Source organism: Flavobacterium azooxidireducens (genome assembly GCF_023195775.1).
Classification (GTDB): Bacteria; Bacteroidota; Bacteroidia; order Flavobacteriales; family Flavobacteriaceae; genus Flavobacterium; species Flavobacterium azooxidireducens.
In genome coordinates, this window is record NZ_CP096205.1 from 1578961 (window position 1) to 1605549 (window position 26589).

The 26589-nt window shown below is 34.1% G+C and carries 26 protein-coding genes; 15 read left to right on the plus strand and 11 right to left on the minus strand.

Translation table 11 applies throughout. The features are described from left to right. Nucleotides 1-26 precede the first annotated feature (26 nt). Nucleotides 27-1478: a lipopolysaccharide biosynthesis protein gene (locus tag M0M57_RS06970; protein ID WP_248436738.1), complete on the plus strand. Its 1452-nt coding sequence runs from the start codon at nucleotides 27-29 to the stop codon at nucleotides 1476-1478. Between the two features lie 63 nt (nucleotides 1479-1541). On the opposite strand, the gene M0M57_RS06975 is transcribed toward M0M57_RS06970, so the two are convergent. The 5 genes from M0M57_RS06975 to M0M57_RS06995 form a co-directional block, all read right to left on the minus strand. Beyond that, nucleotides 1542-6350 carry a DNA repair ATPase gene (locus M0M57_RS06975; protein ID WP_248436466.1) on the minus strand — a complete coding sequence of 1603 codons (4809 nt, stop codon included), beginning with the start codon at nucleotides 6348-6350 and terminating at the stop codon, nucleotides 1542-1544. Between the two features lie 141 nt (nucleotides 6351-6491). After that, the gene (locus M0M57_RS06980; RefSeq protein WP_248436467.1) at nucleotides 6492-8504 is read right to left on the minus strand and encodes an SPFH domain-containing protein; all 2013 of its coding nucleotides are present in this window, start codon (nucleotides 8502-8504) and stop codon (nucleotides 6492-6494) included. A 39-nt stretch (nucleotides 8505-8543) separates the two neighbouring features. Beyond that, entirely contained in the window at nucleotides 8544-9194 is a 651-nt protein-coding gene (locus M0M57_RS06985; RefSeq protein WP_248436468.1) for a hypothetical protein, read from the minus strand. A 2-nt stretch (nucleotides 9195-9196) separates the two neighbouring features. Next, complete coding sequence (locus M0M57_RS06990; RefSeq protein WP_248436469.1) at nucleotides 9197-9898, minus strand: PspA/IM30 family protein; 702 nt, start codon at nucleotides 9896-9898, stop codon at nucleotides 9197-9199. A 144-nt stretch (nucleotides 9899-10042) separates the two neighbouring features. Next, nucleotides 10043-10441, minus strand: a complete 399-nt coding sequence (locus tag M0M57_RS06995) for a YbjN domain-containing protein (RefSeq protein WP_248436470.1) — start codon at nucleotides 10439-10441, stop codon at nucleotides 10043-10045. A 53-nt stretch (nucleotides 10442-10494) separates the two neighbouring features. Here M0M57_RS06995 and M0M57_RS07000 point away from each other — a divergent pair, with 53 nt between their 5' ends. The 6 genes from M0M57_RS07000 (at nucleotide 10495) to M0M57_RS07025 (ending at nucleotide 16272) form a co-directional block, all read left to right on the plus strand. Further along, a complete protein-coding gene (locus M0M57_RS07000; RefSeq protein WP_326930615.1) occupies nucleotides 10495-11166 on the plus strand; it encodes a helix-turn-helix domain-containing protein in 672 nt (223 codons plus the stop codon). Between the two features lie 128 nt (nucleotides 11167-11294). Continuing rightward, entirely contained in the window at nucleotides 11295-11729 is a 435-nt protein-coding gene (dut, locus tag M0M57_RS07005; protein WP_248436471.1) for a dUTP diphosphatase, read from the plus strand. A 123-nt stretch (nucleotides 11730-11852) separates the two neighbouring features. After that, the gene (locus M0M57_RS07010) at nucleotides 11853-12863 is read left to right on the plus strand and encodes a sugar phosphate nucleotidyltransferase (protein WP_248436472.1); all 1011 of its coding nucleotides are present in this window, start codon (nucleotides 11853-11855) and stop codon (nucleotides 12861-12863) included. 37 nt (nucleotides 12864-12900) lie between these two features. Beyond that, on the plus strand, nucleotides 12901-14250 hold the full coding sequence (locus tag M0M57_RS07015; protein ID WP_248436473.1) for a tetratricopeptide repeat protein: 1350 nt from the start codon (nucleotides 12901-12903) through the stop codon (nucleotides 14248-14250). Next, nucleotides 14250-15023 (plus strand): DUF4292 domain-containing protein, encoded by a 774-nt coding sequence (locus tag M0M57_RS07020; protein ID WP_248436474.1) that lies wholly within the window; start codon nucleotides 14250-14252, stop codon nucleotides 15021-15023. Before M0M57_RS07015 ends, M0M57_RS07020 begins: the two co-directional genes overlap by 1 nt. 10 nt (nucleotides 15024-15033) lie before the next feature. Beyond that, nucleotides 15034-16272: a murein hydrolase activator EnvC family protein gene (locus M0M57_RS07025; protein WP_248436475.1), complete on the plus strand. Its 1239-nt coding sequence runs from the start codon at nucleotides 15034-15036 to the stop codon at nucleotides 16270-16272. Nucleotides 16273-16312: 40 nt separating this feature from the next. On the opposite strand, the gene M0M57_RS07030 is transcribed toward M0M57_RS07025, so the two are convergent. Both M0M57_RS07030 and M0M57_RS07035 read right to left on the minus strand, forming a co-directional pair. Next, nucleotides 16313-16822 (minus strand): acyl-CoA thioesterase, encoded by a 510-nt coding sequence (locus tag M0M57_RS07030; protein ID WP_248436476.1) that lies wholly within the window; start codon nucleotides 16820-16822, stop codon nucleotides 16313-16315. A gap of 108 nt (nucleotides 16823-16930) precedes the next feature. Further along, a complete protein-coding gene (locus tag M0M57_RS07035; RefSeq protein WP_248436477.1) occupies nucleotides 16931-17893 on the minus strand; it encodes an HU domain-containing protein in 963 nt (320 codons plus the stop codon). Between the two features lie 215 nt (nucleotides 17894-18108). Here M0M57_RS07035 and dprA point away from each other — a divergent pair, with 215 nt between their 5' ends. Then, a complete protein-coding gene (gene dprA / locus M0M57_RS07040) occupies nucleotides 18109-19212 on the plus strand; it encodes a DNA-processing protein DprA (RefSeq protein WP_248436478.1) in 1104 nt (367 codons plus the stop codon). On the opposite strand, the gene M0M57_RS07045 is transcribed toward dprA, so the two are convergent. After that, entirely contained in the window at nucleotides 19213-19644 is a 432-nt protein-coding gene (locus M0M57_RS07045; protein ID WP_248436479.1) for a hypothetical protein, read from the minus strand. A 1-nt stretch (nucleotide 19645) separates the two neighbouring features. Beyond that, nucleotides 19646-20617, minus strand: coding sequence for a tryptophan--tRNA ligase (gene trpS, locus M0M57_RS07050; protein WP_248436480.1), 972 nt, complete (start codon nucleotides 20615-20617; stop codon nucleotides 19646-19648). 265 nt (nucleotides 20618-20882) lie between these two features. Here trpS and M0M57_RS07055 point away from each other — a divergent pair, with 265 nt between their 5' ends. Then, nucleotides 20883-21614, plus strand: a complete 732-nt coding sequence (locus M0M57_RS07055; RefSeq protein ID WP_248436481.1) for a lysophospholipid acyltransferase family protein — start codon at nucleotides 20883-20885, stop codon at nucleotides 21612-21614. A 15-nt stretch (nucleotides 21615-21629) separates the two neighbouring features. Here the strand turns inward: M0M57_RS07055 and M0M57_RS07060 are convergent, their stop codons facing one another. Both M0M57_RS07060 and M0M57_RS07065 read right to left on the minus strand, forming a co-directional pair. Next, nucleotides 21630-22967, minus strand: a complete 1338-nt coding sequence (locus tag M0M57_RS07060) for an ammonium transporter (RefSeq protein WP_248436482.1) — start codon at nucleotides 22965-22967, stop codon at nucleotides 21630-21632. 112 nt (nucleotides 22968-23079) lie between these two features. After that, nucleotides 23080-23319 (minus strand): hypothetical protein, encoded by a 240-nt coding sequence (locus M0M57_RS07065; RefSeq protein WP_248436483.1) that lies wholly within the window; start codon nucleotides 23317-23319, stop codon nucleotides 23080-23082. 210 nt (nucleotides 23320-23529) lie between these two features. Between M0M57_RS07065 and M0M57_RS07070 the strand changes: the two genes are divergently transcribed. The 6 genes from M0M57_RS07070 (at nucleotide 23530) to M0M57_RS07095 (ending at nucleotide 26474) form a co-directional block, all read left to right on the plus strand. Further along, nucleotides 23530-24102: a Crp/Fnr family transcriptional regulator gene (locus tag M0M57_RS07070; RefSeq protein WP_248436484.1), complete on the plus strand. Its 573-nt coding sequence runs from the start codon at nucleotides 23530-23532 to the stop codon at nucleotides 24100-24102. Nucleotides 24103-24181: 79 nt separating this feature from the next. Then, entirely contained in the window at nucleotides 24182-24571 is a 390-nt protein-coding gene (locus tag M0M57_RS07075; protein ID WP_248436485.1) for a VOC family protein, read from the plus strand. Nucleotides 24572-24634: 63 nt separating this feature from the next. Continuing rightward, nucleotides 24635-25075 carry an SRPBCC domain-containing protein gene (locus M0M57_RS07080; protein WP_248436486.1) on the plus strand — a complete coding sequence of 147 codons (441 nt, stop codon included), beginning with the start codon at nucleotides 24635-24637 and terminating at the stop codon, nucleotides 25073-25075. 30 nt (nucleotides 25076-25105) lie between these two features. Continuing rightward, nucleotides 25106-25498 (plus strand): DUF1801 domain-containing protein, encoded by a 393-nt coding sequence (locus M0M57_RS07085; RefSeq protein WP_248436487.1) that lies wholly within the window; start codon nucleotides 25106-25108, stop codon nucleotides 25496-25498. Nucleotides 25499-25506: 8 nt separating this feature from the next. Next, nucleotides 25507-25929 (plus strand): SRPBCC family protein, encoded by a 423-nt coding sequence (locus M0M57_RS07090; RefSeq protein ID WP_248436488.1) that lies wholly within the window; start codon nucleotides 25507-25509, stop codon nucleotides 25927-25929. 98 nt (nucleotides 25930-26027) lie between these two features. Beyond that, nucleotides 26028-26474 (plus strand): SRPBCC domain-containing protein, encoded by a 447-nt coding sequence (locus M0M57_RS07095; RefSeq protein WP_248436489.1) that lies wholly within the window; start codon nucleotides 26028-26030, stop codon nucleotides 26472-26474. The last annotated feature ends 115 nt before the right edge of the window (nucleotides 26475-26589 follow it).

Sequence of the window (26589 nt, forward strand, 5' to 3'; positions counted from 1 at the left end):
ATTGCAAAATAAATTCAACAGCCACTTTGGGACTTTACAAATCACTTTTTAAACAAACTGCCATTTATGGGCTTGCCACCGTGCTTCCCAGAATGTTGAGTGTTCTATTAGTTAGATTGTACACCGACGTTATGGATTCATCAGCTTATGGCGAAGTATCCATTATTTTTTCATGGTTGGTCGTTTTTAATGTGATTTTGGCTTACGGAATGGAAACTTCTTTCTTCCGGTTTTATAATTCGCATGACGACAAACGAGCCGTCATCGGAACATCAACAATTTCTGTTTTTTGGACAACAATTGTGTTCTTAATTGGTTCGCTTTTATTCCGAAATACGTTAGCTAATCTTTCAGGAATTGATGTAGAATTCATCACTTATGCTATTTGGATTTTAGTGCTAGATGCGTTGGTGATTATTCCATTTTCCAAATTAAGAGCTTATCAACGATCAGTTATTTATGCCATTATTAAAATTGGAAATGTAGCGGTTAACCTAGGTTTGAACATTTTCTTTTTATTGTATTTACCCAAAATTGCACTAGCCAATCCAGATAGTTTTTTAGCCAGTTTATACATAGAAAACTTTCAAATAGGTTATATTTTTGTATCGAGTATTGTGGCTAGTTTGCTAACCTTAATCGTTCTTTCACCAAATTATTTTCATATTCAATGGCATTTTGATGCTCAATTGTGGAAGAAAATGCTTCGATATGGTTTCCCGATTTTAATTGCAGGATTGGCTTTTTCCATCAACGAACATTTTGATAAAATTTTATTGGATTGGTTTAATGTGAGTAAATCGGAAATCGGAGCTTATTCCGCTTGTTACAAAATCGGTTTGTTTATGGTGCTTTTCAGAACTGCTTATTCTTTGGGAATTGAGCCGTTTTTCTTTAGCTATGCTAAAAACGAAAATGCACCGCAAACCTATGCTGATGTGACGAAATATTTTGTAATTTTTGGTTCATTAATTTTTCTATCAGTAATTGTATTTGCCGATATTTTAAAATTATTTTTGATTCCGAATGAAACGTATTGGTCAGCGATGAAAGTTGTTCCGTTGATTGTGTTAGCCAATTTCTTTTTAGGAATTTACACGAATCTTTCCGTTTGGTATAAGTTGACCGATAGAACCAAAATGGGAGCTTATATTTCAATTGTTGGAGCAATTATTACACTAACAATAAACTTTTTATTAATAGAAAAATTCAGTTATATGGGTTCTGCGATTGCAACGATTGCGGCGTATGGCAGTATGATGACCATTTCGTATTACCTCGGAAATCGTCATTATCCAATTCCGTATGATAAAAATAAAATAGGTGGCTATCTTGGACTTTCTATCCTATTTTCTTTTGTTTATTTTTACGGTTTTAGAGAAAACTACTTTGTTGGAATTGGTTTGCTACTTGTTTTTATGTATTTCGTTTATCGAAATGAGAGAAGTGTGCTTTTAAGTATAATTAAAAAGAAATAAAACCTCGCTTATACAATCTGATTTTATCAATCAAATACAAATAATAAACAAGGTTATAAAAATTTACTTCTTCAACACATCTTTAATCCCATTTAAACCATCTGAAAATTCAGAAAGTAACGCAATTACTTGTGCCATTCGATCATCGCCACCAACACCTTTTAAAAGTTTGTTTTTCACAAAAGTGGTTTTGATTTCTTCCCAACGATTTTGCTCTTCTTCGGTTTGAATTTGCATTAATTCTTTTAGCTTTAGCAAATTAGCTTCTGCACCATTCGTTAGCGTTTGTGATTCGTTTTGGTAATGATTCAATACAATGTTTTCAACTTCTTTTTCGGTTAAAATAGGTTGAATTTTTGACACTAATTTATTCATATCTCGGTAAGAACCTTGTAATTTAAAGTTCGGTTCATTGCGATAATCATCAGACATGGCAGCCGATTTTATATAAAGTGCATTGGCTTTTAAAATCGTTGTTCTCACTTGAATAATCTTTGCTAAAACCTGTTTAAAATCTTCTATTTCTTGCGAAGAAAAGTTGCCTTCCAAATCATAATTGGTGTCATTTTGCTGAATGGCATCATACAATTTATACAAGTTTTGATAGGCGGGTTGTGTTAATCGAACCATATATTCGTTAGACATTAACGCATTTTCAATTAAACTCAAGTCGAATAAATCACCTCTTGAACCGGAAATATCGCCCAAGTTATACGTATCTGCTCGGTTGGCCAACATATCTGGAATTTGGAATTTGTCGCCACTTTCAGTATAAGGATTTCCGGCCATGACCAAACAAAAACGCTTGGAGCGTAAATCATACGTTTTGGCTTCTCCGTTATAAATTCCTTCAATTTTTCGTTGTCCGTCAGCTAATGAAATAAATTTCTGTAAAAATTCTGGGTTACAATGTTGAATATCATCCAAATATAACATCACATTATCACCCATTTCAAAAGCAAGATTTAGTTTTTCCAATTCTTGTCTTGCTCCGGCATTTTTGGCTTCACTCGGATCGGTTGAGGTGATGTCATGACCAATCGATGGGCCATTAATTTTCATAAAAACCAATCCCATTCTATCGGCCAAATATTCCATTAAAGTGGTTTTTCCATAACCTGGCGGCGAAACCAATAAAAGCATTCCCATTCTATCGGTTCGTTTATTGTCGCCAATTGCTCCAATTTGTTTGGCTAAATTGGCTCCGATTAATGGAAAATAAACATCGTTTATTAATTTATTTCTAACAAAAGAAGTTAGAACCTGACTGGTAAACGTGTGTAGTTTTAATTCTTTCTTTTTCGCATCAACCCACTGTTTTTTGAGTTGTTGTAAGGCTAAAAATGCGGGTTTTAATTTGGAATGAAAATAATCCAAACGAGCAGAAAATTCATAATAATCCAAGGTATAAGTCAGATTACTTTCAATGGATTTTAAACCTTGTATTTCAACCGAAGAATTGATGTTTACAATTTGCTTTTTATGATAATTTTGCGTCAATACAAAAGCGGCAATTTCTTCAATAAAAGCTTGAGAAATCGTTATGTTTTCTTCGATCAAAAACGTTTTTAAAGCATTTTCAACAATATCATAACAAGCAGAAGGATAGCTGTATAAATCTTTTACTTGATTAATGAAAACCACATCTTTCCCTTTTTCTTTTAAACTTTTAAAGAAACGCTCGTAGGCATCTGCAGCAATTTTTGAAATGGAGAAAGCTTTACGGTTTTCTTTTTTCAGATAAACTGCCGTTCGATAAGAAGAAACCAAATCGAAACCATCAAAAGTGATATTGAATTCATCAATTTTTTGCGATAACCGTTTGTTTAAATATTTGAATTGTTCCGAACTACTGAATGTTTCTTTCAATAAACTAACGGCACTAAACTGCTTTTCATAAAATTCTTTGTCTTCTTCATTCAGAAAAAACCAAAATAGTTGTGCCAATGCTCTTTCGGAAGGCGTATATTTTAGTACACCCAACTCATTATTAATTTGTTGTAAATGTTGTAAAATGACTAATGCATCCACATCATGCACACCTTTTACTAAACCTTCACCAAAATGTGCCGCCATAAATTCTTGCACTCGTTGCAAATTCACCGATTCGGGAACAATGTTTTCTTGTTGCAAGAATAGTTCCCAAGCCATGTACTCAAAGCGTTTTACCTTGTGGTTTTCGGAAATAAATTCTTGATTCCAAACTTCTTTATATTGTTCAATTTCTTCAAATTCAACTGGTTGATAAAAATTAGTTCCGGTTAAATGATAGAAATAGTTTTGGTCTTTTAAAACCAATGTTAAATCAAGTTTTTGCTTATTTACCGCAAATTTATAGTCACCAAAAGCAATGACAGCATCGCCATCTTCATAAATTTCATTCTTATCTTTTAGTTTTCTAACGGCTTCTTGCTGAGCTGTTTTTAATAACGTATTGACTTCTTCAGATTTATTGCTATCGTTTAACTCTTTTAATTGATTGGCAATATCCCGCACTTTTTCAATCATTAAATCCGAAGCAAAATAACCGTTGATTTCGGTTTCGGTTGCAAAGGAAGCAGCTTTGTTTTTTACACCTTTCAAAATGCGTTCTGCCGATTGATACAATTGCGTCGTACGCTTGTTTCTGGCTTCGGTTAACTGAACGGCTTTATTTTGAAAATGACCATAAACTTCTTCTCGTTTTTCGCTGATTTGTTGAATAAAATCATCAAAATCAACAAATTTAGCTTCCATTTCTTCTAATTGAATGGATAGCTTGTTGAGGAAATCATCGCATTTTTCTGCGGTATTGGCTAATTCTAAAAAGTTGATTACGGTTTGATCAAAAAGCGTGATTTGTGCTTTGAAATCGGCCGAAAGTTCTTTCCCGGAAATTTCTCTCTTTTTGTTATTTAATTCAATTCGCTGTTGATTGATTTGAGCAAAAATCAACGAAATGTTTTCAATTATTTGTGTGGATTGTGACGCATCTTCAATTTTTAAATTATTGACGATGTCAACCAACAATTCCAATTGAAGTGCTAATTCATCTATATCTTTTTCAAGCGTTTTGGCATCAATTGTTTTTTTAAGATCAGCAATTTGTTGATTAATTAATGCAACTTTTTCTTGATATGGAATTAAAGCATTGTCTTGCAGTAGAAAAGAAACACACGCATTGGAAAGTTCATCTGCTCTTTCATGCAATTGTTTTTCTAGCGATTCGAGCAAAGGAATTTCTACATATTTTAATTCTTTTGCACCAATTAATTCGCCACGCAAGGCACGAATTTGCGACAAAGCAGCAATGTATTGATCTAATGATTGATAGGAAACAACACTAGTGTCTGATAAAATCTTTTCACATTTTTCTTGTAATTCGGCAACCGTTTGAGCAGTTTTGTTTTTAATTTCTTGGGCTTTCTCAAATTCATTAATCGCTGCATGAGCAATTTTTCTGATTTCGAGTAAAGGCTCATTGAGTTGATGCACTTCTTTTTCGCCAAGGAAATAATAGCTGTCTAAAATGATCGTGGCTTGTTTGACAATATCATCATACAAACCCGAATACGAGTCTTTTTTAGACAATAAAATGTTCAATTCTTGCGATTCTGCCATCACTCGAACTAAATCTTTATTCCCAATTTTGTATAATAGATTGTTTTTTAGCGAATCGTCTATTTTAATTTCTTTGGTAAAAGGAGTTTGCCAAATTTGAATTAAATGGTGTTTGGTTTCTTCATTCGATTTAAAATAAGCCAATTTTCCGTTATCAAATAATGTAAAACCATTGCAATTAATTGGTGTTTCGATGGTTTGCTTAATTATGTTGTACGGAATTAATAAATAATCATACGATTGCTCGTCGTAGAAAACAAACATGAAATTTTCTCCATTATTTCCAACGATTCTTCTCTTAAAATAAACGGGTTTATCTTCCGAAGCAATCACACGAATTTCTCCGGTTTGCAAAGCGTAGCCATTTGGATAAATAACCCCTTGATTTTCGGGCAAAAGAATAATGGAATATTTTAGCGAATCAACTCGTGCAACTTTCTTCTCTTTGTGGTTATAGATGAAAAAACGTTCTGCTTCTTGATACGGTTTTATCTTAAAAATAACCAAATTGTTATAATCAAAATAATGAATTTCAGCATCATCTAACGTTTGATCTTTGTGAGCAACATCTTCGCTATAAATTCCTTTTCCACTGTTGGTATTGTCTTCAATTTTAATGGTAATGTCGCCACCGATTGCTTCCACAAAAACTTTATCAGCCAATGAAACGTGCGGATGACTTCCTTTGCGTTGCATTTCACGCGTAACTTTTGTCCAAACGAACTCTTGTTGGGTAGGATATTTTACTTCGGCAGCACTTCTGGCATCCACAAAAGTGAGTGTATTGTCTTTAATTAACCATTTGAACGCTTTAATATCCGAAGAACTATTGGATAATTGAAACACAAAATACAGGTAGTTTTGTGTAATGTGAAAGCGAACAAAAAGGGTATTTCGATAATATTTATAAAGGTTTTTGAATTCTTCAATAAACGTTTCATCTTCAATAAACTGAATAGGTTGCGGTTCAAAACGATTATCGATTAACAAATAAGCCGAAAACACATCACTTAGATTAATTTCCGTTCGCAAACCTAAATGCGTATTGTGTCCAACTAAACACAGATTTCCTAACGAGAAAATGTCTTTTATCTGGCAATTTTGGTCGGTTGAGATACGTTCATTCGCAATTAGCGAAAAATCAACACCGCCAAACACCTTTTTTCGATCTTCGTTTAAAGCTTGAATGCGTTGAATTAAATTTTCTTTTTGTTCATTCAATCGGTTTTGAATGATTTCGTATGTACCCGTATTTAATTGTTCGTTGCTCATTAATTTTTGGTAAAATTTTAAAAGTCTTTTTTTTAAAAACTTCAATTAGCTTTGAAATCAAAGGAAAGTAAAAGAAAAACCAGAATAATTCTCTACCAAAAGAGTAGAGAATTATTTAGTTTAGAATGAATCGATTAAATTTTACTTTAACGGTTTGTTGTCGATGCCTAAATGTTTAGCCATGTTCATTGCTCGGGCAAGAATTCCTTGCTCTTGGTCATTGGCAACTCCTTTCAGTTGAAAAATCAGGGAAGCTACGCTTAGGTTTTTGATATCTTCGGATGAAATTTTATATTTTTCAACCATATTCATGATCTTGCCAATTAGGTTTTCATCGCCGTCATTGCTTAGTAAAGCTTCTTTTACCAATTGTGCATTTTCACTGTGCTGAATGAATTTATCAATTCCTTTTCCGGCAGAAACTTGTCTTACCACATTGTCAAAGAAAGTGTTATCTCCGCCCACGATGTCAATGTTAGCCGATTTGAATGCTTCCGCTAAAACCTGAGCTTGTGCTTGAGCAATATCTTTTTGAATGGCAATTTCAGCTAATTCTACTTCTTTTTCTTTGGCTAAGGTTAATCTAAACTCTTCGTGGTCTTTTCCGGCATCGTTTAGTTTTTTCATTGCTTCTGCTTTTTCGGTAATTCCGGCTGCCTCTGCAAAAGCTTTTTCTTTGATTACTTCGGCTTGTGCCAAACCTTCTTGTTTGTTTGCAGCCGCTTTTTTCTCAATGATGTTTGCTTCAATAAAACCTTGTTTTTCCATAGCTTCTGCTTTGGCATGCATTACTTGAGCTTCCGATAAACCAACCGTTGCTTCTTCTTTTGCTTGAGCATCGGCAATAATTTTACGAGCTTCTGCTTCTTTTTCAGCAGCATCACGTTTGGCTTGTGCTTCGATTACATATTTTTGAGCATCTTTTTCAGCCGATTGTTTTCTGGCTTCTGCAGCACGAGTCATGGCAATTAAGTTTTCTTCTGCTTCACGGGATGCAATAATCAATTGTACTTGTTTTTCTCTTTCGGCACCTTTGAATGCTTCTACATCAAAAATATTTTGTTGTTCTTCTACTACTGTTTTTTCTTTTACTAAACGTTCGCGAATCACATCTTGAATGTTTTTCTTTTCCACTTCAACCGCTTTGTCTTTTTCAATATCCGCTAAAGCGACAACTCGTTCTCTTTCGGTAGCTTCGAGCATTCGGTCTTTTTGAACTCTTTCTGTCTCAACTAATTCGGCTCTTTCTTTATTTTTTGCCGCAATAACCACTTGTCGTTGCTTGTTTTCTTCGGCTACTTGAAGGGTTTCTTCGGTAGCAATTCTAACTGATTCAGATTTTAATCTTTCTTCTTCGGCAACTTTCAAAATCTCAGCATTTTCTCTGGACTGAATGTTGGCAATTTCTCTGCGTTGTTGTTCTTCTTTTTCGGCCAATTGTTTTTCTAATTCAAGAATTGTTTCTCTTGCTTCAACATCTTGCTTTTTGATGGTTTTTTCTTCATCTCTTCTAACCAAATTGGCTTTAATGTTTTGATTAGCAGTTAATTCAGTAATTTTTTTAATCCCTTCCGCATCCAAAATATTGTCTTTATTTAAATGTTGCAGAGAGGTTTGTTCCAAATAGTCAATGGCACAATCATCTAATACATAACCATTCAAATCGGTTCCGATGATATTTAATATTTCTTGACGGAATTCGCTTCGAGCTTCATACAATTCAATAAAATCGAATTTTTTACCCACTGTTTTTAATGCTTCAGAAAATTTAGCTTCAAATAATTCTCGTAATGTGGCAATATCAGAAGCTCTTTGGCAACCGATGGTTTGTCCCACATTCACAATGTCATCAACCGATTTGTTTACACGAACAAAGAATGCCACTTGAATGTCGGCACGCATATTGTCTTTACAAATTAATCCGTCTTTTCCTTCTCTGGATATTTCTAATTTTTTTACCGAAATATCCATATATTCCAAACGATGAATAACAGGAATTACAACTCCGGCATTAAAAAACACTTTAGCTCCACCATAACCGGTTCGTAGAAGCACAATTCCTTGAACGGTTTTTTTGTACATGGATAAAATCCAAAAAATTAAGCCCAAAAAAGCAATTACAATAATTGCAATTGTAACATAAAATGTAGTCATAAGGTTAGATTTAAAATAGTGATGAGTTTTTAATGGTGTTTAAAGTTCGTATGATTTTTCAATTAAATAGAATTTTTTGTCTGGATTTTCATCCACAATGCAAGCCTTTTCGCCTTCTTTCAAAAGCGAACCGTCTTTGCTTTTTACTAAAAGTTTTATCGGATCTTTGTTAATTACTAATTCTAGCATTCCTAATTTATCTTTTTCAATGGTTGATTTTAGCACGCCGACTCTTCCTAAATAATCATATGCGATTTCGCCTTTGTGATTAATTTCTTTAAAAATGGGTTTCAAAGGCATACTAATGTATTTTGTAATAAATAAACTAGCAATAAAAGCAGGAACAATGGTGATAAAATACATCCAATAAGGCAATGGAATAAAGTAACTAATGTTCACATTAATTAGCCAAGTAAATAATAAAACGAGCGTTAGAAAAAAGGTAATAGGAATGATATCCAAATTTAAAAACTTTAAAAATTGAATAAAAGAAGATGGATCTTGAGGCACTTCAACTGTTGCGTCGGGAGCATCAAAATTGGCATCCGTGACTGAATCAAAATCAATGTCATAATCGCCTACACCGGTAATCATTGTAAATATCCAATACACCACACTTAAAATTAAAAGAATGGAAAGTATGGTGTTTGCCGGATTAAATGAAACTTCTATTAGCTCGCTTAAATTCATACTTAATTAGCGTTGAATTGTTCTTTTAGTTTTTGCAATTCCATTTCTGCATGAGCATCGGATGTGTCAACTGCTGCGTTAATTTCTTGATCAATACTTTTTGAAGCATCAGCAATATGACTATAAGCATCAGCCAACGCCTCTTGTTGCAACACTTTGTCTTTCATTTTTTCTAACATAGAAATCGTGCTATCAGAATCGATTTGAGTCATTTTTTTATTAATGTCTTGCGTAGCTTTACTCACTTGTACACGAGCTCGTAAGGTTTTTAACTCACCTTCCCATTTAGAAATGGTTGATTTTAACGTGTTGATGCTATTTTGCATTTTATCCACATCCGTTTCTAATTTCTGACGTTCTTTATCTGCAATTTGAGCATCTAATAGCGATTGTTCTTTCTTTTTCAAAGCTTCTTTGGCCAATCGGTCTGCTTCTTCAATTGGCATTTCTTCTTTAACACCTTTTTGAACCAAAAGCATCGCTTTGTTTTGATAATCATTCGACTGATTTATCAACGATTCTTGTTCGTTTTTTCTACGAATTGACAAGGCTTTCACTTGAGCAAGGGCTTGAATGCTTTGATCTAATTGATCTTTCATTTCTCTGATTCCTTGTTCGGTCATTTTTATAGGGTCTTCCAAGCTGTTCACGGCAGAATGTGCCTCCGCTTTTCCTATTCTAAAAAGTCTTTTAATAATGTTCATGATATTCAATGAATTATAAGGTTAATATTAAGGTTTTTTTTCGAATTATTTTAAAATTTGAAATAATATTTTGGTTAAGAAACAAACGATGTGAAAAATAAAATATACCATTTTGATAATCAGTTTTTTATTGTTTATCTACTACTATTTACTGAACGAAATCATTTCTGTTGAATACTCGCTAATTAACAAGCTTAACGAATTAATTGTTGCAATCAATTCATTTTGATTTAAGTTTTCGGTTTGAAGCGTGTCTCTAAAAATCACTTTTTCGCCACTTTCATCCAATACAAAAGCACCATGAACAATGTCTCTGTTTTTAATCAACAGTTGTTTGAAAATATCGTGTTGATTGTTTTTGCAACGAAACAAAAACTGTTCAATAATTAATATTTGAGGAGCAATAACAATCATCATGTTTTTTATTCCTTCATTTTCTTTTTCTATGATAAAGGTTTGATGCTCTTCATTTTCCAGTTGAATACAATATTCTAACTCGAGTAGCCAATTTTTAACTCTTGAAAACAATTTTAAATCTTCCATAAATTGATTGGTTTTGAATGTTGATAAAACAAATTTATACAAAAATTTTAATATTGCAAATATTTTTAGCAAAAAAATCAATTTTAGTTGTTATATTTGCAAAAAAGAATAGCGAAATGACGTATTTTGGAACCAATTTAAAGAAGATAAGACAAATAAAAGGACTAAGCCAACAAGCTTTTGCTGAACTTATTGACTTGAATAGAGGAGTCATTAGTTCGTATGAAGAAGGAAGAGCAGAACCAAAAATTGAAACGCTTTTGCGAATTGCAACTTATTTTGGCATTCCAACCGATGATATCATATCAAAACCACTTACGGTTAATCAATTAGCTAATTTTACATTAATTGAAGATAGTGTAACTTCATTATCAGAAGAAAAAAACCTTACTATTCAGGAAATAAACCTAAAAGGAGAAAAGAAAGATATTGAGTTGCAAAAAATATTAGCACATTTTGATTTTGTTTTTTATGTAGATGAAAATTTAGCTAATAAAAGTAGCTATGAAAAAGATTCGATTTTATTCTTAAAAGAAGAAAAAAAAGAAACTAAAAACCACAATCAGTATCTAACTTTAGAGAAAGGAATTGCTTTAATTTCTGAAAAATTCATTCCGACTATTACAAATTATGCTATAGTTGGAGTCTTGGGAAGCTTACCCAATGATCAAAACACCATTCTACAACGTCTCAATTTACTTGAAAAAAAGGTTTTTGGGAAGTAATTTCTTTTGAATTTTTATTTGGGTTATAAAATCCAAAACAACCTATATTTCTTTATTTTTTTTAACTTTGGTGATTAAATTTAAGATTAATCATTAGAAAATAATTTATTTTCAACTAAGAAGAAAAAATGAAGATCAAAATCATCAATAAATCACAACATCCATTACCCAATTACGAAACAATTGCTTCTGCCGGAATGGATTTAAGAGCCAATTTATCAGAACCAATTACCTTAAAATCATTAGAAAGAACCATCGTTAAAACCGGTTTGTTTATTGAACTACCAATTGGTTACGAAGCACAAGTTCGTCCTCGTAGCGGATTAGCCGCCAAAAAAGGAATCACAGTTTTAAATTCACCCGGTACAGTTGATGCTGATTATCGTGGTGAAATCGGGGTTATTTTAGTAAATTTATCCCGTGAAGATTTTATCATCGAAAATGGTGAACGAATTGCCCAATTAATCATCGCCAAACACGAAAGAGCCGAATGGATTGAAGTAGAAGAATTATCTGAAACATCCCGCGGAGAAGGCGGTTTCGGTAGCACCGGAATTCAATAACCGTTGGCTTCAGTCATCGGAATAAAATAAAAACAGATAAATTACCCTTGGCTTCAGCCATGGGAAAAATAAAAGTATATAAATTACCCTTGGCTTCAGCCACCGGAAAAAAAGTTAAAAAAAATGAAAATAATAGTTCCAATGGCCGGTCGCGGCTCACGATTAAGACCACACACACTAACCGTTCCAAAACCATTAATTCCTATTGCCGGAAAACCAATCGTTCATCGATTAGTAGAAGACATTGCTGGCGTTTTAGATCAACCCATCGACGAAGTAGCTTTTATAATTCACGAAAGTTTTGGCAAACAAGTGGAAGAAGAATTAATCACAATTGCTCAAAAATTAGGAGCAAAAGGAACCATTTATTATCAAAATGTAGCTCTTGGAACAGGTCATGCCATTATGTGTGCCAAAGATTCATTGAGCGGACCGGCAGTAATTGCGTATGCAGATACATTAATTCGTGCCGATTTTGATTTGGATACTTCAGCCGATAGTGTAATTTGGGTAAAACAAGTGGATCAACCCGAAGCTTTTGGTGTAGTAAATTTGAATGAAAGCGGAGAAATTATCGAATTAGTTGAGAAACCAAAAGAGTTTGTGTCGGATTTAGCCGTAATCGGAATATACTATTTCAAAGATGTTGCCGTTCTTAAAAATGAGTTGCAAGCCGTTCTTGACAATAATATCATTCATGGTGGCGAATACCAAATTAATGATGGAATCAAACAAATGATGGCAAAAGGGATGAAATTCGTTCCCGGAAAAGTAGATGAATGGATGGATTGTGGAAATAAAAATGTGACGGTTGAAACCAATTCACGCATGTTGGATTTCCTTCATCAAGATGGAGAAAAGTTAATTTTAAAAGGCATTGTTTCAGAAAATTCAACAATCATCGAACCTTGTTTTATTGGCGAAAATGTCGAGTTGAAAAATGCAACAGTTGGTCCAAATGTTTCATTAGGATACGGTTGTAAAGTAGAAAATTCAACCATTAAAAATAGTTTGGTTCAAAATTTGACAGTAATAAAGAATGCAAATCTCGATAATGCGATGATTGGAAGTCACGTTGTATTTAACGGAAACTTCGCCAACATCAGTATCGGTGATTATTCAGTTTTAGAATAAAAATTTAAAAAATAATGCTTTTGGAAGCGAGCTATAGATGATAAAAAGTAAATTATATTCTCTAATTTTCCTTGGAATTCTTTTCCAGTCCATAACCGCATTCTCCCAAGTAGAGCCGGAAGATATTGCATTGGAAACCGATGAATTTCAAGTGGCTTTCTACGAATCATTGCGTGAAAAAGGCATCGAAAATTATGATAAAGCAGTAACCGCTTTGCAAAAATGTTTAGCATTAGAACCCAACAATCCTGTTGTTCATTTTGAGTTAGGTAAAAATTACCTCTATCAAAAAGATTACAAAAACGCTAACGACAGTTTTGAAAAAGCCACACAACTTGATCCCAAAAACCGTTGGTATTGGGTGGGTTTATATGATGTTTCGTATGCAACTCGCGATTATACGAATGCGATTGTTATCATGAAAAAACTGATCGAATTCAAAAAGGAATACAAAGAAGATTTAGTTTCGTTGTATATGTTTACACAGCAATTCGATGAAGCTCTTAAATTAATTGATGAATTGACGGAAACTATTGGCAAAACGGAGATAAGAGAACAATTCCGTAGTCAAATCATGTCAACTACTCGATACCAAGGTCAGGAAACGGAAAAGTTAATGCAAGCCATTAAAAACAATCCGAAAGTAGAAGACAATTATGTGGCTTTGATTTATTTGTATTCCGAAAAAGATGAAGAAGAAAAAGCGTTGGAAATTGCCAAAATGTTAGAAAAAGAAATTCCGAATTCCGATTGGGCACAAGTCAGTTTATTCAAATTCAACATTGATAAAAATGATGGGAAAAATGCGGCTTCGGCAATGCATAAAATTCTAAAAAGCCCTAAAATTGATCGAAAAATAAAACATCGGGTTTTTAATGAATTTTTAATTTTTACCAAAAATAATCCTTCGTTTTCATCCGATTTAGAAAGTGCAATTACTTATTTTAATGATGATCGAGAAGTAAAAGTTGCTAAAGAAGTCGGTAAGTTTTATCAACAAAAAAGCGATTGGGCAAATGCTGTGAAATATTATGGAATGCATACCAAATCAAATCCGGATGATATAGAGAATGTACTTTTATTGTTCAATGCTTACGGAGAAAATAATCAATTTGAAATTTTAGCCAAACAAGCGGAAGAAAAAGTAGAATTGTATCCTCTTCAACCTGATTTTTATTATTACGCAGGTTTAGCCAATAATCAATTGAAAAATTTCAAAAAAGCAAAAGACTTATTAGAATCAGGAGTAGATTATATTGTTGATAATAAAACCTTAGAAGCTAATTTTTATATTCAATTAGGAGAAGCATACAATGGGCTTGGCGATACCAAGAAAAAAGAAAGTTACTTTATCAAAGCCGATAAACTAGTAAAACAAATTAATTAATGAAACAGTTCTTATTCGCGTTGATACTTATTTTCACACTAGTTGGATGTAAAGCCACAAAAGGAATTTCGGAAGGGAAGGCTTCAGATGATTTAGCGACTCAAAAAATCATCGAAAACCATTATGATGTCAAGAAAAATTTTTCAACGGCATACATTCGAGCGAATGCAAAATATAAAGACAAAGATCAATCGTTGAGTTTTTCGGCAGAAATTAGAATTCAAAAAGATGAAATGATTTTGGTAAGTATTCGTTTTTTGGGAATAACGATGGCGAAAGGTTTGATTACACCAACCGAAGTGAAATACTATGAAAAAACCGGTAACAAGTTTTTTGAAGGTGATTACACCACTTTAAGTAATTGGCTCGGAACCGACTTAGATTTTTTTAAAGTGCAAAATATGCTCATCGGTCAAGCAATGGATGATTTGAGAAAAGGAAAATATTCAAATACAATTGAAGATAAATTATACAAACTAAAAGATAGTAACGACAAACAAAACGTAAAGTCATTTTATTTTGAAGCCTCCAATTTTTTGATAAAAAGACAAGAAATTGAACAAGTAGCTAAAAACAGAAAGTTGAACGTTTTTTATCCCAATCACAAAGAATATAACGAAGCTATTTTGCCATTAAACATTCTTATAGAAGCGATTCAAGAAAACAATAAAAACACGATTTCGTTAGAGTATAATTCAGTTACGTTTAATGAACAATTATCGTTTCCCTATAGTGTGCCAAGTGGTTACGAACAAATCTTTATAGAAAATTAAAGCTCCAAACATGATAAAGTCGGTATTGACATTTTTGCTTATTCTTTCAAGTTCATTTCTTTTGGCTCAATCAGATGCTCAAAAGAAACTGGAAAAGCGAAAAGAACAGTTGTTGGAAGAAATTAGAGTAAACGAACGAATACTTCAAGAGAATAAGAAAAAAGAAAAATCGGTTGTGAACGTGATTCAGCAACAAAAAGCAAAAATTGAATTGCGTGAAAAACTTATCCAAACCAATGAAAAGCAAGCAAAATTGCTTAATGATGATATTTATACCAATCAATTAAAAATAAACAAATTAAAACGGGAATTAGAAGTTCTCAAGGAAGATTATGCCAACATGATTGTCAAGTCATACAAAAGCAGATCCGAACGAAGTAGAGCGATGTTTCTACTGTCTTCAGAAAATTTTACGCAAGCCTACAAGCGAGTGCAATACATGAAGCAATATGCCGATTACAGAAAAACGCAAGGCGATGAAATCAATACCAAAACAACTGAACTCGAAGTGTATAACGTAAAATTAGCATCACTTAAAACAGAAAAAGAAAAAATTATTCAAGAACAAGAGAAAGAAAAGTTGGTATTGGTTCAAGAAAAACAAGAACAAGAAAAACTTGTAAAATCAATTAAAAAAGACCAAAAGAAAATTGTTGCAGATATTAAGAAAAAGCAACAAGAAGCAAAGGATATTGACAAAAAAATTCAAAAAGCAATTCGTGATGCAATTGCAGCTGAGAATAAAAAAACGGCTAAAAAAGGAGGAACAAAGACAGCTTCTACCGGAACTTCATCTTCAAAAATTGTATTAACTGCCGAAGGCAAAATAGAGTCGGATAATTTTAAATCCAACAAAGGAAAATTACCTTGGCCGGTTGAAAAAGGATTCGTTTCATTAAAATTCGGTAATCAACCCCATCCGGTTCAGCCAACCCTAACGATTCATAGTAATGGTGTTGAAATTACAACAGAGTCCGGTTCTTCTGCCCGATCTGTTTTTGCAGGAGAAGTGATGTTGATTCAGGTTTTATCACCCATAAACAAAGCAGTTTACATCAAACACGGAGATTTTATTACGGTGTATCAAAACTTAAGTACAGTTTCTGTAAACAAAGGAGATAAGGTAGGTATAAAACAAGCCATCGGTAGAATCCGAACCAATGAATCAACCGGAAAAACAGCAATTAAGTTTTCCGTTCTGCAAAACGATTCGTTCTTAAATCCGCAAAGCTGGTTGTATAATATGTAATAAAAAAGCCTGAAAATTTTAAACTTTCAGGCTTTTCTATTTAAACGAACAACGCTTTTAATTCCGTTGCATCGTGCGGTTTCATTTTTCCGGCTAATACTAAACTTAATTGTTTTCTTCGTAAGGCGGCATCAAATCGTTGCTTTTCTAGTTCCGTTTGTGGTTCAATTTGCGGAACCGGTATCGGGTTTCCCGTTTCATCTACAGCAACAAAAGTGTAAATCGCTTCGTTTGCTTTGGTTTTATTGCCCGATTCGCGGTCTTCAATCCAAACATCAATATAAATCTCCATCGAGGTGTTAAACGCTCTGGAAACTTTAGATTCAACCGTAACAACGCTTCCTAACGGAATAGCTTTGTTAAAGGCAACGTGATTCACAGAAGCCGTCACACAAATTCGTCTGGAATGACGGCGGGCAGAAATACTGGCTGCTCTGTCCATTCTGGCGAGCAATTCTCCACCAAAAAGATTATTCAACGGATTGGTTTCGCCCGGCAAAACAACGTCGGTTAACGTAGTTAAAGAATCGGAAGGATATCTTACTTGCATTTTTATTTTTTTGCAAAGGTAGAAAAACAACACCGATTCTTTTGGCGTTAGAGCAAATAAAAAAAGCCTCCATGAGAAGCTTTAATCAAGATTGTATGGGCAAAGGGTTTATTTTTCTAATTCTAAAACTAACATCCAAGCATCTTTGTTGTGCGATTGTTTGATCGATTGTAAAGCAGTTTGAGCTTCTTCAATCGAAGCATAACTACCATAAATCACAGGATGTAGACCGTGTCTATTTGGAGCTATTTTTTTGGCTTTATAACCCAAATCTTTCAACGATTGTAAGGCTCTTTCGGCATTTCGTTCCTCTTTAAATGCTCCGGCAACAAGATGATAATTAAAAGAATTATCGTTTTCTTCTTCCACATTCATAGAAACAGAAGGAATCGGACTTTCGATAAAAAAAGTTGCTTGTTGAATTTTATCTTCTACTTTTTGTTGAACATTTTTTTCAACTAATAATGTTTCAGTTGCAATTTTATTTTCATTCCAGTCATACCATTGCTTGCCTAAAACACCTGTAATTCCTATACCAACTGCAAAAATGGCTGCATATTTAATCAAAGGATTTGATTTACTTCTTTTTTCAGGTGTAAATTGAATTGGAGCTTTTTCTTCCAATTGTTCTACTTCTTTTTTAAATGCTTCACGTTTAATTTGTGGAGAAACGAAAGAGGTAAGACCAAATGAGTGTGTAGAATAATTCAAACTGTCTGCCGGTTCAAAAACCAAACTGCTTTCATTGTTCAAAGAAAGTTTTCCAATATTTTTAAGTAAAATAGATTCACTTTTTTGAATAGTATATTTCCACGAAGTAACTTCTTCTTCAATCAAAGAAATCGCTTTTTCATACTCAATTTTCTCAGCAAGAGCGATATGATTAGCCAAAAGACCGTCATTATTCTTTAAATGAAAATTAAAAGAAATTACTTTCTTTGGCGGATAAAATGTGTTCGTGTCTTCAGAAAGACTTGCCGAACGGTTTTCAGTTAAAAACGCACCAAAACCCGGAACCGTAACACACTGGTACCGATATAATAATTGTGATATATATTGCTCAATTCTCATAGCAACAAAGAAAAAATATTCAACCGCCGAATCAAAATTTTATCCACAAATTTTATTAACAATTTCAGTCAAAATGATAACTATTTCGGGCTCATTGAATTAGATTTCTTACATAGTTTCGCAAATGTCAACAAAAGCATTTTTCATGTAATTTTTTTGAGAAAAATTTTTAAGAATTATAAAAAAGATGTTTCTTTGAAATTCAATTACACGCCATGACAAAATCTGAATTATTTTATACGCTTGCGTTACTTCAAGTAGAAGGAGTGGGCGACATTGTTGCCAAAAAACTCATCAACCACTGCGGCTCAGCAGAAAAGGTTTTTCAATCTAAAAAAGGTAAATTAGTTTCCATTGACGGAGTTGGGGAAATTTTGATAAAAAAACTGAAAGACACATCTGTTTTTAAATTAGCCGAAGAAGAAATTAAATTTATTGATAATGAAAACATTGATTTTTGTTCTTTTTTAGATGAAGATTATCCTGAAAGATTAAAACAATGCATCGACGGACCGACCGTTTTATTTTCTTCGGGTGAGATTGATTTAAAATCTAAACGAACAATTAGCATTGTTGGAACCAGACAAATCACGAGTTACGGAATTGACTTTTGCAAAAAATTAATTGAAGATTTATCGCCCTTAAATCCTGTAATCATTAGCGGTTTTGCCTATGGTGTGGATATTGTAGCTCATCAGGCAGCGATGGAAAATAACTTGCAAACAATTGGTGTGCTAGCTCACGGTTTAAATCAAGTTTATCCCAAAACGCATAAAAAGTTTATCTCAAAAATGGAGAAAAACGGTGGTTTTTTTACTGAATTTTGGAGTTCTTCAAATCCCGATAAAGAAAATTTTGTCAAGCGAAACCGCATTGTCGCCGGAATTTCTGAAGCGACAATTGTCATTGAAAGTGCAGACAGAGGTGGCTCACTCATTACTGCAACGATGGCAAGTGATTATAACCGCGATGTGTTTGCTGTTCCCGGAAGAACCACGGATAAATATAGTTTAGGTTGCAATAATTTGATTAAAACCCAACGGGCTCATTTGCTCACTTCGGCAGCCGATTTGATTTATATTTTAAATTGGGAATTGGATTCAAAACCCACCAAATCTGTTCAAAAACAATTGTTTGTTTCGTTGAATGAAGAAGAGCAAAAAGTCTATGATTACCTTTTGAAAAAAGGAAAGGAATTGATGGATATAATCGCATTGGAATGTGATTTTCCAATCTTTAAAATATCCGGAATTTTGTTGAACATGGAACTAAAAGGAGTCGTTCGTCCGTTGCCCGGAAAATTGTTTGAAGCGATTTGATTATTGCAATTTTTCCCAAACCACTTCATATTTGGCATATTGCCCGTTTTCGATGGCTTCGATAATGTAAATTTTAGGAAAAAGTTGGTTGATATCTTTTTTAAATTCCGATTCTTCTTCTTTGGAAATCATTTCGTCTAACGTAATCATTTTATAATTAGCTACGGCCGAACCATCCACCGTTTCAAAATGATTTTTTTTGAATTCAAAAACAAAAATATTTCTACACAAAATAAACCGAGTGATGTTGATTTTTCGATGCCTTTTTTGCGAATAATCCAGTTTAATTTTTTTAACCGGAGCTATTCGTTTAACAGGAAATTGACAAGTAGCCGTTTCGTTTTGGTTAAATAAAATATACACCGGTTCCTGCTTCTGACTAAATCCGAAAGCGAAAAATAAGAGAACAAAAACCGTTATATACTTCTTCATCTTATAAAAATCCTAATTTGTTACGCACACGCTTCAAAACACCATCGGCAATTTTTCCTGCTTTGGTGGCTCCTTCCGCTAAAGCTTTATCCACTTCCGCTAAGTTTGTCATATAATAATGATATTTTTCTCTTTCTGTTTTAAAACGCTCCAAAACCAATTCAAACAACGCTTGTTTAGCATGACCGTAGCCATAATTTCCGGCCAAATAATTCGCTGTCATTTGCTGAACTTCTTCTGCGGAAGCAACTAATTTATAAATAGCAAAAACCTTGCAAGTTTTCGGATCTTTAGGTTCTTCAAGCGGTTTACTGTCAGTTTCAATCGACATAATTTGTTTGCGTAACGCTTTATCATCTAAAAAAATATTGATGATGTTTCCACGAGATTTACTCATTTTATTTCCGTCTGTACCGGGAATGTACATCGTTTCTTCCTGAATTTTTGCTTCGGGAAGTACAAACGTTTCGCCCATTTGATGGTTAAATCGAGAAGCAACATCTCTTGTAATTTCCAAATGTTGCAATTGGTCTTTTCCAACCGGAACCACTTCGGCATCATACAACAAAATATCGGCAGCCATCAACATCGGATACGAAAAAAGCCCTGCGTTCACATCTTCCAAATGATCGGCTTTGTCTTTGAAGGAATGAGCCAATGTCAATCGTTGAAACGGAAAGAAGCAACTCAAATACCATGATAATTCGGCAGTTTGAGGTACATCGCTTTGACGGTAAAAAATTACTTTAGTAATGTCTAATCCGCAAGCAAGCCAGGTAGCCGCCACACTGTAGGTGTTTTCACGAAGGCTTTCGCCGTCTTTAATTTGTGTCACAGAGTGCAAATCGGCAATGAACAAAAACGATTCATTTTCCGGTTTGTTTGCCATTTCTATCGCTGGCAAAATCGCTCCTAATAAATTTCCTAAATGGGGTGTTCCGGTGGCTTGAATTCCGGTTAATACTTTTGACATAATAATTGGATTGTAAAAACGCAAATTTCGGAAAGTTTTTGAAAAGCACCGCTACTTCTTTAGGTTAAAATTTTTTTGCCGCTGATTCACTGATTTTAAATCATTTTAATCTGCGAATCAGCGGCAAAATTGGTAGAATAATCTTGCACTCTTTTGGTACGCAGAACTAATCTATGATCTTCAAAATCTCTGGGGTTTGGTTAATAAGGAGATAAAGTTAACTTTATGATTTTAAAATCCCAATCCTTTCCTTACATTTGACTTCATGAAAATTTTTAAACTGCTTTTTTGGATTCTTTGGAGGATATGGTTTTATATCGTTCTGGCTTCCATTATCATTATACTTTTCCCGCTTTTAATCATATCTATTTTAAAAGAAGAATGGTATCCGTTTTTCTTTCGGTTGGCTCAGCTTTGGGCAAGAGGAATTTTGTATGCCATGGGATTTTATCCAAAAATAAAACGAGAACAAAAGTTTAAAAAAGGAGAAAGTTATATGTTGATTGCCAATCACACTTCGATGGCAGACATAATGCTGATGCTGATAGTGGCCAAAAATCCTTTTGTTTTTGTTGGAAAAAAAGAACTCTCCAAAATTCCGTTATTCGGATTTTTCTATAAACGAACGTGTATTTTGGTTGACCGAGACAGTCCGAAAAGCAGATTAGCCGTTTTTGAAAGAGCCCAAAAAAGATTAAATCAAGGGCTAAGTATCTGTATATTTCCGGAAGGATTAGTGCCGGATGACGAATCAATTGTGTTGGCCGATTTTAAAGATGGTGCTTTCCGATTGGCGATCGAACATCAAATACCAATTGTTCCAATAACGTTTTACGACAATAAAAAACGATTTTCGTATACTTTTTTTAGTGGAAGTCCCGGTGTGATGCGAGCCAAAGTTCACGAATTTATTCCCACGGCCGGATTTACAGTTGATGACAAAAAAGCCATCCGAGACAAAGCATGGGATGTGATTTATAAGGAATTAACGAAGTAATAATTTTTCTAAGAATTAAAACTTCTCATCATGTTGCGACAAATCCAAACCAATTAATTCGGATTCTTCCGAAACACGAAGCGGAATAATAAAATTGGTTACTTTATAAAGAAAAATTGATCCAAAGAAAGTAAACGCCGCCACTAAAACTAACGCAATCATGTGGTGACTAAAAACGCTCCATCCACCATGAAGTAAACTGGCATTTTCGCCTTGAGCAAATACAGCAGTCAAAATCATTCCCATAATTCCACCTACACCATGACAAGCAAAGACATCTAAGGTGTCATCTACGGATTTGAGTCTTTTCCAGTACAACATTTTGTTGGAAACGATTGCAGCTATAAATCCAAAGAATATACTTTGCGGAATGGTTACAAATCCTGCAGCAGGAGTAATGGCTACCAGTCCAACAACAGCACCAATACACGCTCCCATGGCTGAAACTTTTCTACCATTTAATCGGTCAAAGAAAATCCAAGTCAGCATAGCCGATGCAGAAGCTACAGTGGTTGTTGCAAAAGCCATCGCTGCTGTTGCGTTGGCTGCCAAAGCAGAACCGGCATTAAACCCAAACCAACCAAACCAAAGCATTCCGGTTCCAAGTAGCACAAACGGAATGTTGGTGGGAATATGTTCACTATTTGTTCGTTTTCCTAAAACCAAAACACCTGCTAAAGCAGCAAAACCTGCACTCATGTGAACCACAGTTCCACCTGCAAAATCTTTCACACCAAAATAGCTGCCTAATAAGCCACTCGGATGCCAAACCATATGGCAAAGTGGAGTATAAATAAATAAAGTGAATAAACAAATGAATAATAAATAGGAGATAAAACGAACTCGTTCTGCAAACGAACCCGTGATAATGGCCGGTGTAATCACGGCAAATTTCATTTGAAACAAAGCAAATAGAATAAACGGAATCGTAGACGCCATTTGATGATGAGGTAAAACACCTACTTGATCCATAAATGCGAATTGAAACGGATTTCCGATTAGGCCGTAATGTGTTCCGTTAATTGTAAAACCGTATGAATCGCCAAACGCTAAACTAAATCCCACAATCACCCAAAGTAAAGAAACTACACCCAAACAAATGAAACTTTGCAGCATGGTAGAAATCACATTCTTTTTGCCCACCATTCCGCCGTAAAAAAACGAAAGACCGGGTGTCATCAATAAAACTAAACAAGAGGAGGTAAGCAGCCAAGCCACATCGGCTGTGACAATGGTGTCGGCTGAATTAAAAATGGCAGATTCAGTAGCGGGAGTACTTTCCCAAAATAATCCACTAATGGCAGCAATGCTGATTAAGACAAAAGAAATTATCCAACGTTTTTCTATTTTCATAATTAACCCTATATTTATAGGGGTAAAAATAATAAAAAAGTTAAATAATAAAACATATACCCATAAAAAAATAAGGGTATCAGTTAAAAATTAAAAAATATTGCTTTTAATTTTATTTAAACCTACTGGCTGAATTTTCATTATCGGTGTCTTGACGATGATCAGGATATGATCTTCTTCGGAAAGAGCGTCTGAAAAAACGTGTGAAAAAAGGCGTACTTTTTTTCTCAGATGGAATGGTATTATCTACGGTGAAAATCCAAAACAAAATACCAAATATCACCACCAAAATAATGGCTAAAACAAACCACCAAGCAACGGGATAATCTTCTAAAAGTTGAAAAGGTTCCATAATATTTCTATTTTAAGTCGATTTATAAAATTAAGTCGATTTAATCAAAAATGCTTTATACAATTTAACAGAAGTGTTACATTATTCTCATGTTGTGATTTGAATGATTTAAATTGAGTGATGAAATTAATAGATTTGTTAATTTGATGAGTAACAAAATTTTTTATTCATTTTTTAATTAAATTCGCTTGTACCTTTTCCAATAAAATCATGAATAAACAGCTTTTATCGCAAGTCTACAAACACCCACTCATCAATCAGGAAGAACTCGACAGATTAATTAAATCACACTATAAAGTAACGTTTAAAAAAGGAGATGTTATTCTTAAAAAAGGTGAAATTTCCCAAGGATATTTGTTAATCGAAAAGGGTTTGATGCGTTCATTTGCGTATGATTATAATGGAAACGAAAGTACAACCGACTTTTATTCAAAACATGAAATTGTAATTGAAGTGTTGTCTTTATTTCAACGAATTCCCAGTCAGGAAACCATTCATGCTCTCACAGATTGCGAATGTTGGATGCTTGATTTTGCTATTTTTCAAGAACTGTATCATTCCATTCCCGGTTTTTCAGAATGGGGACGACTTTGGATGACTAACCGATTGTTTCACTTCAAACAACGTTCTGTGGAAATGGTTACCATATCTGCCAAAGACCGCTATTTACAATTAATTAAAGAGAAACCGGAAGTAGTTTTGCAATCACCTTTAAAATATATCGCCAGTTATTTGGGAATAACCGATACTTCCTTCAGCAGAATCCGAAAAGAAATTAGCTAGTTTTTTTCTTGTCATAAGGCAAGTTTCTTCTAAAAGTTACTTCTTATATTTGTTATTCAACCTTTTAAACAAATAAATAATGAATACAAATGTAATCTGTTGGTTTGAGATTTATGTGGATAATCTTGAACGTGCAAAAAAATTCTATGCATCGGTTTTGGGAACATCTTTTCATGATATGGACTCTCCGGATGGTAGCGAAGATTTTAAAATGTCTTGTTTTTCTTCTTCTGAAAACCAAGGTGTAAGTGGTGCTTTGGTGCAAATGAAAGAAGCCCGAACCAACAATCCTGCGAACACTTCCACTATTGTTTATTTTCCTTGTGAAGATTGTAGTGTAGAAGAAAGTCGTGTTGAAAAAGCAGGTGGAACAGTGCACTGTCCTAAAATGTCAATTGGCGAACACGGTTTTATCAGTTTGTGTATTGATTCTGAAAACAATACGTTCGGATTGTATTCCATGCAATAATCAATAGATTACGATGAAGATAGTAAACCACAATTAAATACAATACAAAATCTCATAATACAAATGAAACTCATCATCCAAGCTAAAATTCAAATTCAGAAACCCATTGAAACGGTTTTCGAAAACATCGTTAACCCTGATAAAATGACCAATTATTTTATCGGAAGCAGTTCGGGTAGAATGGAAGAAAACGCAGAACTCATTTGGACATTCCCTGAATTTGAAGAAAAATGCCCTTTAACTGTTACCGAAGTGATTCCGAATAGTAAAATAGCATTTGTTTGGGATCCTGAAACGAATGTAACCATTCAATTGACGGAGCAAGCCGATAAAAGTACTTTAGTTCATGTAACAGAAGACGGTAAAGAAAACACCGAAAAAGGCATCAAATGGTTTGGTGGAAACACCGAAGGCTGGGCTAATTTTCTAGCCTGTTTGAAGGCTTTTTCAGAATATGATATTAATTTAAGAAAAGGAGCTTTCGACTTTCTAAAAATCCAATAATCAAACAATCGAACAATCGAACAATCTAACATGGAATCTATCAAACATTACATCGCCCAACTTCCCACCGAAACCGACCAAGCCATCGGCCAACAACTCGCGGAATTAATTGATGCTTATTTGTCGTTTACCGAAAGTAAAATCTGGCATGCTCATCCTGTTTGGTTTATCGATGGAAATCCGATTGTGGGTTTCAGCAAACAAAAAGCCGGCATCCGATTGATGTTTTGGAGTGGAGCCGATTTTGAAGAACAACAATTAGCAGCTCGCGGTCAAAAGTTTAAAGATGCCTCGATTTTCTATAATTCTGTTTCCGAAATTAATGCAGATGATGTGAAACGGTGGCTTCAAAAATCGGAAACAATTCAGTGGGATTATAAGAATTTAATTAAAAGGAAAGGGGTTTTAGAACGCCTAAAATAAACAGAAAAATGAAAGCAATACAAATCACGATTGATGTTACAGTAACTCAATCACCTGAAATCGTTTGGGATCATTATACCAACCCAAAACACATTGTCAATTGGAATTTTGCCAGCGATGATTGGCATTGTCCAAAAGCAGAAAACAACCCAATTGTGGGCGGAACCTATTTTTCCCGAATGGAAGCCAAAGACGGCAGTTTTGGTTTCGATTTTAAAGCGGTGTACGATGAGGTAATTCCAAATGAAAAATTGATTTATACCTTACAAGATGGACGAAAAGTGACGACATTATTTGAAAAAACAGGCAACACAACCAACGTTATCACCGTTTTTGAAGCAGAAAATCAAAATCCGGTTGACATGCAAAAAGCAGGTTGGCAAGCGATTTTAAATAATTTCAAAACTTATGTTGAGGGAAATAAAAGTTAACTTTAACAAAACCTAAATTCAAAACAGTAAAAGTATAAATCCGTTTAATCCGTGGCAGAAAACCAAGGAGTGTAACGACTTAATAAATCAAAAACGAAATGAAAAAACTAAACTATTCAACAGAAATTAAAGCTCCGGCAGCAAAAGTGTATACCACCATGATTGCCAAACCTACGTATGAGCAATGGACTGACGCATTCAATCCAGGGTCAACGTATGAAGGTAGTTGGAACAAAGGCGATAAAATTTATTTCATCGGATTTGGTGAAGATGGAAAAAAAGGCGGCATGGTTTCCCGCATTGCCGAAAACATCCCAAATCAATTTATCTCCATTCACCATTTAGGTATCTTGGATGGCGACAAAGAAATCCTCGATGGGCCCGAAGTCGAAGGTTGGGGCGATGCATTAGAAAATTATTCTTTTTCTGAAAACAATGGCATAACGACTGTGTCCGTTGAAATGGATACGAAAGAAGATTATGTAGATTATTTTAATGAAACGTGGCCAAAAGCTTTGAACATTTTAAAAAAACTTAGTGAGTAAAGAGGCTGAGTTACTGAGTTACTGAGAAGTTTTGCGAATTTCTCAGCAACTCAGCCCCTCAGCCCTCACCCAAAAATTTTTCCCTTCCCAAAGCAACCTTTTTATCATTTTTTCA

What these genes read in the sequence shown, in the direction of transcription:
- M0M57_RS07075 (WP_248436485.1), top strand. Translation starts at nt 24,182, where the DNA reads ATGAATACAAATGTAATCTGTTGGTTTGAGATTTATGTGGATAATCTT.
- dprA (WP_248436478.1), top strand. Translation starts at nt 18,109, where the DNA reads ATGACAAAATCTGAATTATTTTATACGCTTGCGTTACTTCAAGTAGAA.
- M0M57_RS07030 (WP_248436476.1), bottom strand. Translation starts at nt 16,822, where the DNA reads ATGCAAGTAAGATATCCTTCCGATTCTTTAACTACGTTAACCGACGTT.
- M0M57_RS07070 (WP_248436484.1), top strand. Translation starts at nt 23,530, where the DNA reads ATGAATAAACAGCTTTTATCGCAAGTCTACAAACACCCACTCATCAAT.
- M0M57_RS06990 (WP_248436469.1), bottom strand. Translation starts at nt 9,898, where the DNA reads ATGAACATTATTAAAAGACTTTTTAGAATAGGAAAAGCGGAGGCACAT.
- M0M57_RS06985 (WP_248436468.1), bottom strand. Translation starts at nt 9,194, where the DNA reads ATGAATTTAAGCGAGCTAATAGAAGTTTCATTTAATCCGGCAAACACC.
- M0M57_RS07010 (WP_248436472.1), top strand. Translation starts at nt 11,853, where the DNA reads ATGAAAATAATAGTTCCAATGGCCGGTCGCGGCTCACGATTAAGACCA.
- M0M57_RS07085 (WP_248436487.1), top strand. Translation starts at nt 25,106, where the DNA reads ATGGAATCTATCAAACATTACATCGCCCAACTTCCCACCGAAACCGAC.
- trpS (WP_248436480.1), bottom strand. Translation starts at nt 20,617, where the DNA reads ATGTCAAAAGTATTAACCGGAATTCAAGCCACCGGAACACCCCATTTA.
- dut (WP_248436471.1), top strand. Translation starts at nt 11,295, where the DNA reads ATGAAGATCAAAATCATCAATAAATCACAACATCCATTACCCAATTAC.
- M0M57_RS07025 (WP_248436475.1), top strand. Translation starts at nt 15,034, where the DNA reads ATGATAAAGTCGGTATTGACATTTTTGCTTATTCTTTCAAGTTCATTT.
- M0M57_RS07045 (WP_248436479.1), bottom strand. Translation starts at nt 19,644, where the DNA reads ATGAAGAAGTATATAACGGTTTTTGTTCTCTTATTTTTCGCTTTCGGA.
- M0M57_RS07080 (WP_248436486.1), top strand. Translation starts at nt 24,635, where the DNA reads ATGAAACTCATCATCCAAGCTAAAATTCAAATTCAGAAACCCATTGAA.
- M0M57_RS07035 (WP_248436477.1), bottom strand. Translation starts at nt 17,893, where the DNA reads ATGAGAATTGAGCAATATATATCACAATTATTATATCGGTACCAGTGT.
- M0M57_RS06975 (WP_248436466.1), bottom strand. Translation starts at nt 6,350, where the DNA reads ATGAGCAACGAACAATTAAATACGGGTACATACGAAATCATTCAAAAC.
- M0M57_RS06995 (WP_248436470.1), bottom strand. Translation starts at nt 10,441, where the DNA reads ATGGAAGATTTAAAATTGTTTTCAAGAGTTAAAAATTGGCTACTCGAG.
- M0M57_RS07055 (WP_248436481.1), top strand. Translation starts at nt 20,883, where the DNA reads ATGAAAATTTTTAAACTGCTTTTTTGGATTCTTTGGAGGATATGGTTT.
- M0M57_RS07060 (WP_248436482.1), bottom strand. Translation starts at nt 22,967, where the DNA reads ATGAAAATAGAAAAACGTTGGATAATTTCTTTTGTCTTAATCAGCATT.
- M0M57_RS07065 (WP_248436483.1), bottom strand. Translation starts at nt 23,319, where the DNA reads ATGGAACCTTTTCAACTTTTAGAAGATTATCCCGTTGCTTGGTGGTTT.
- M0M57_RS07020 (WP_248436474.1), top strand. Translation starts at nt 14,250, where the DNA reads ATGAAACAGTTCTTATTCGCGTTGATACTTATTTTCACACTAGTTGGA.
- M0M57_RS07090 (WP_248436488.1), top strand. Translation starts at nt 25,507, where the DNA reads ATGAAAGCAATACAAATCACGATTGATGTTACAGTAACTCAATCACCT.
- M0M57_RS07095 (WP_248436489.1), top strand. Translation starts at nt 26,028, where the DNA reads ATGAAAAAACTAAACTATTCAACAGAAATTAAAGCTCCGGCAGCAAAA.
- M0M57_RS07015 (WP_248436473.1), top strand. Translation starts at nt 12,901, where the DNA reads ATGATAAAAAGTAAATTATATTCTCTAATTTTCCTTGGAATTCTTTTC.
- M0M57_RS06980 (WP_248436467.1), bottom strand. Translation starts at nt 8,504, where the DNA reads ATGACTACATTTTATGTTACAATTGCAATTATTGTAATTGCTTTTTTG.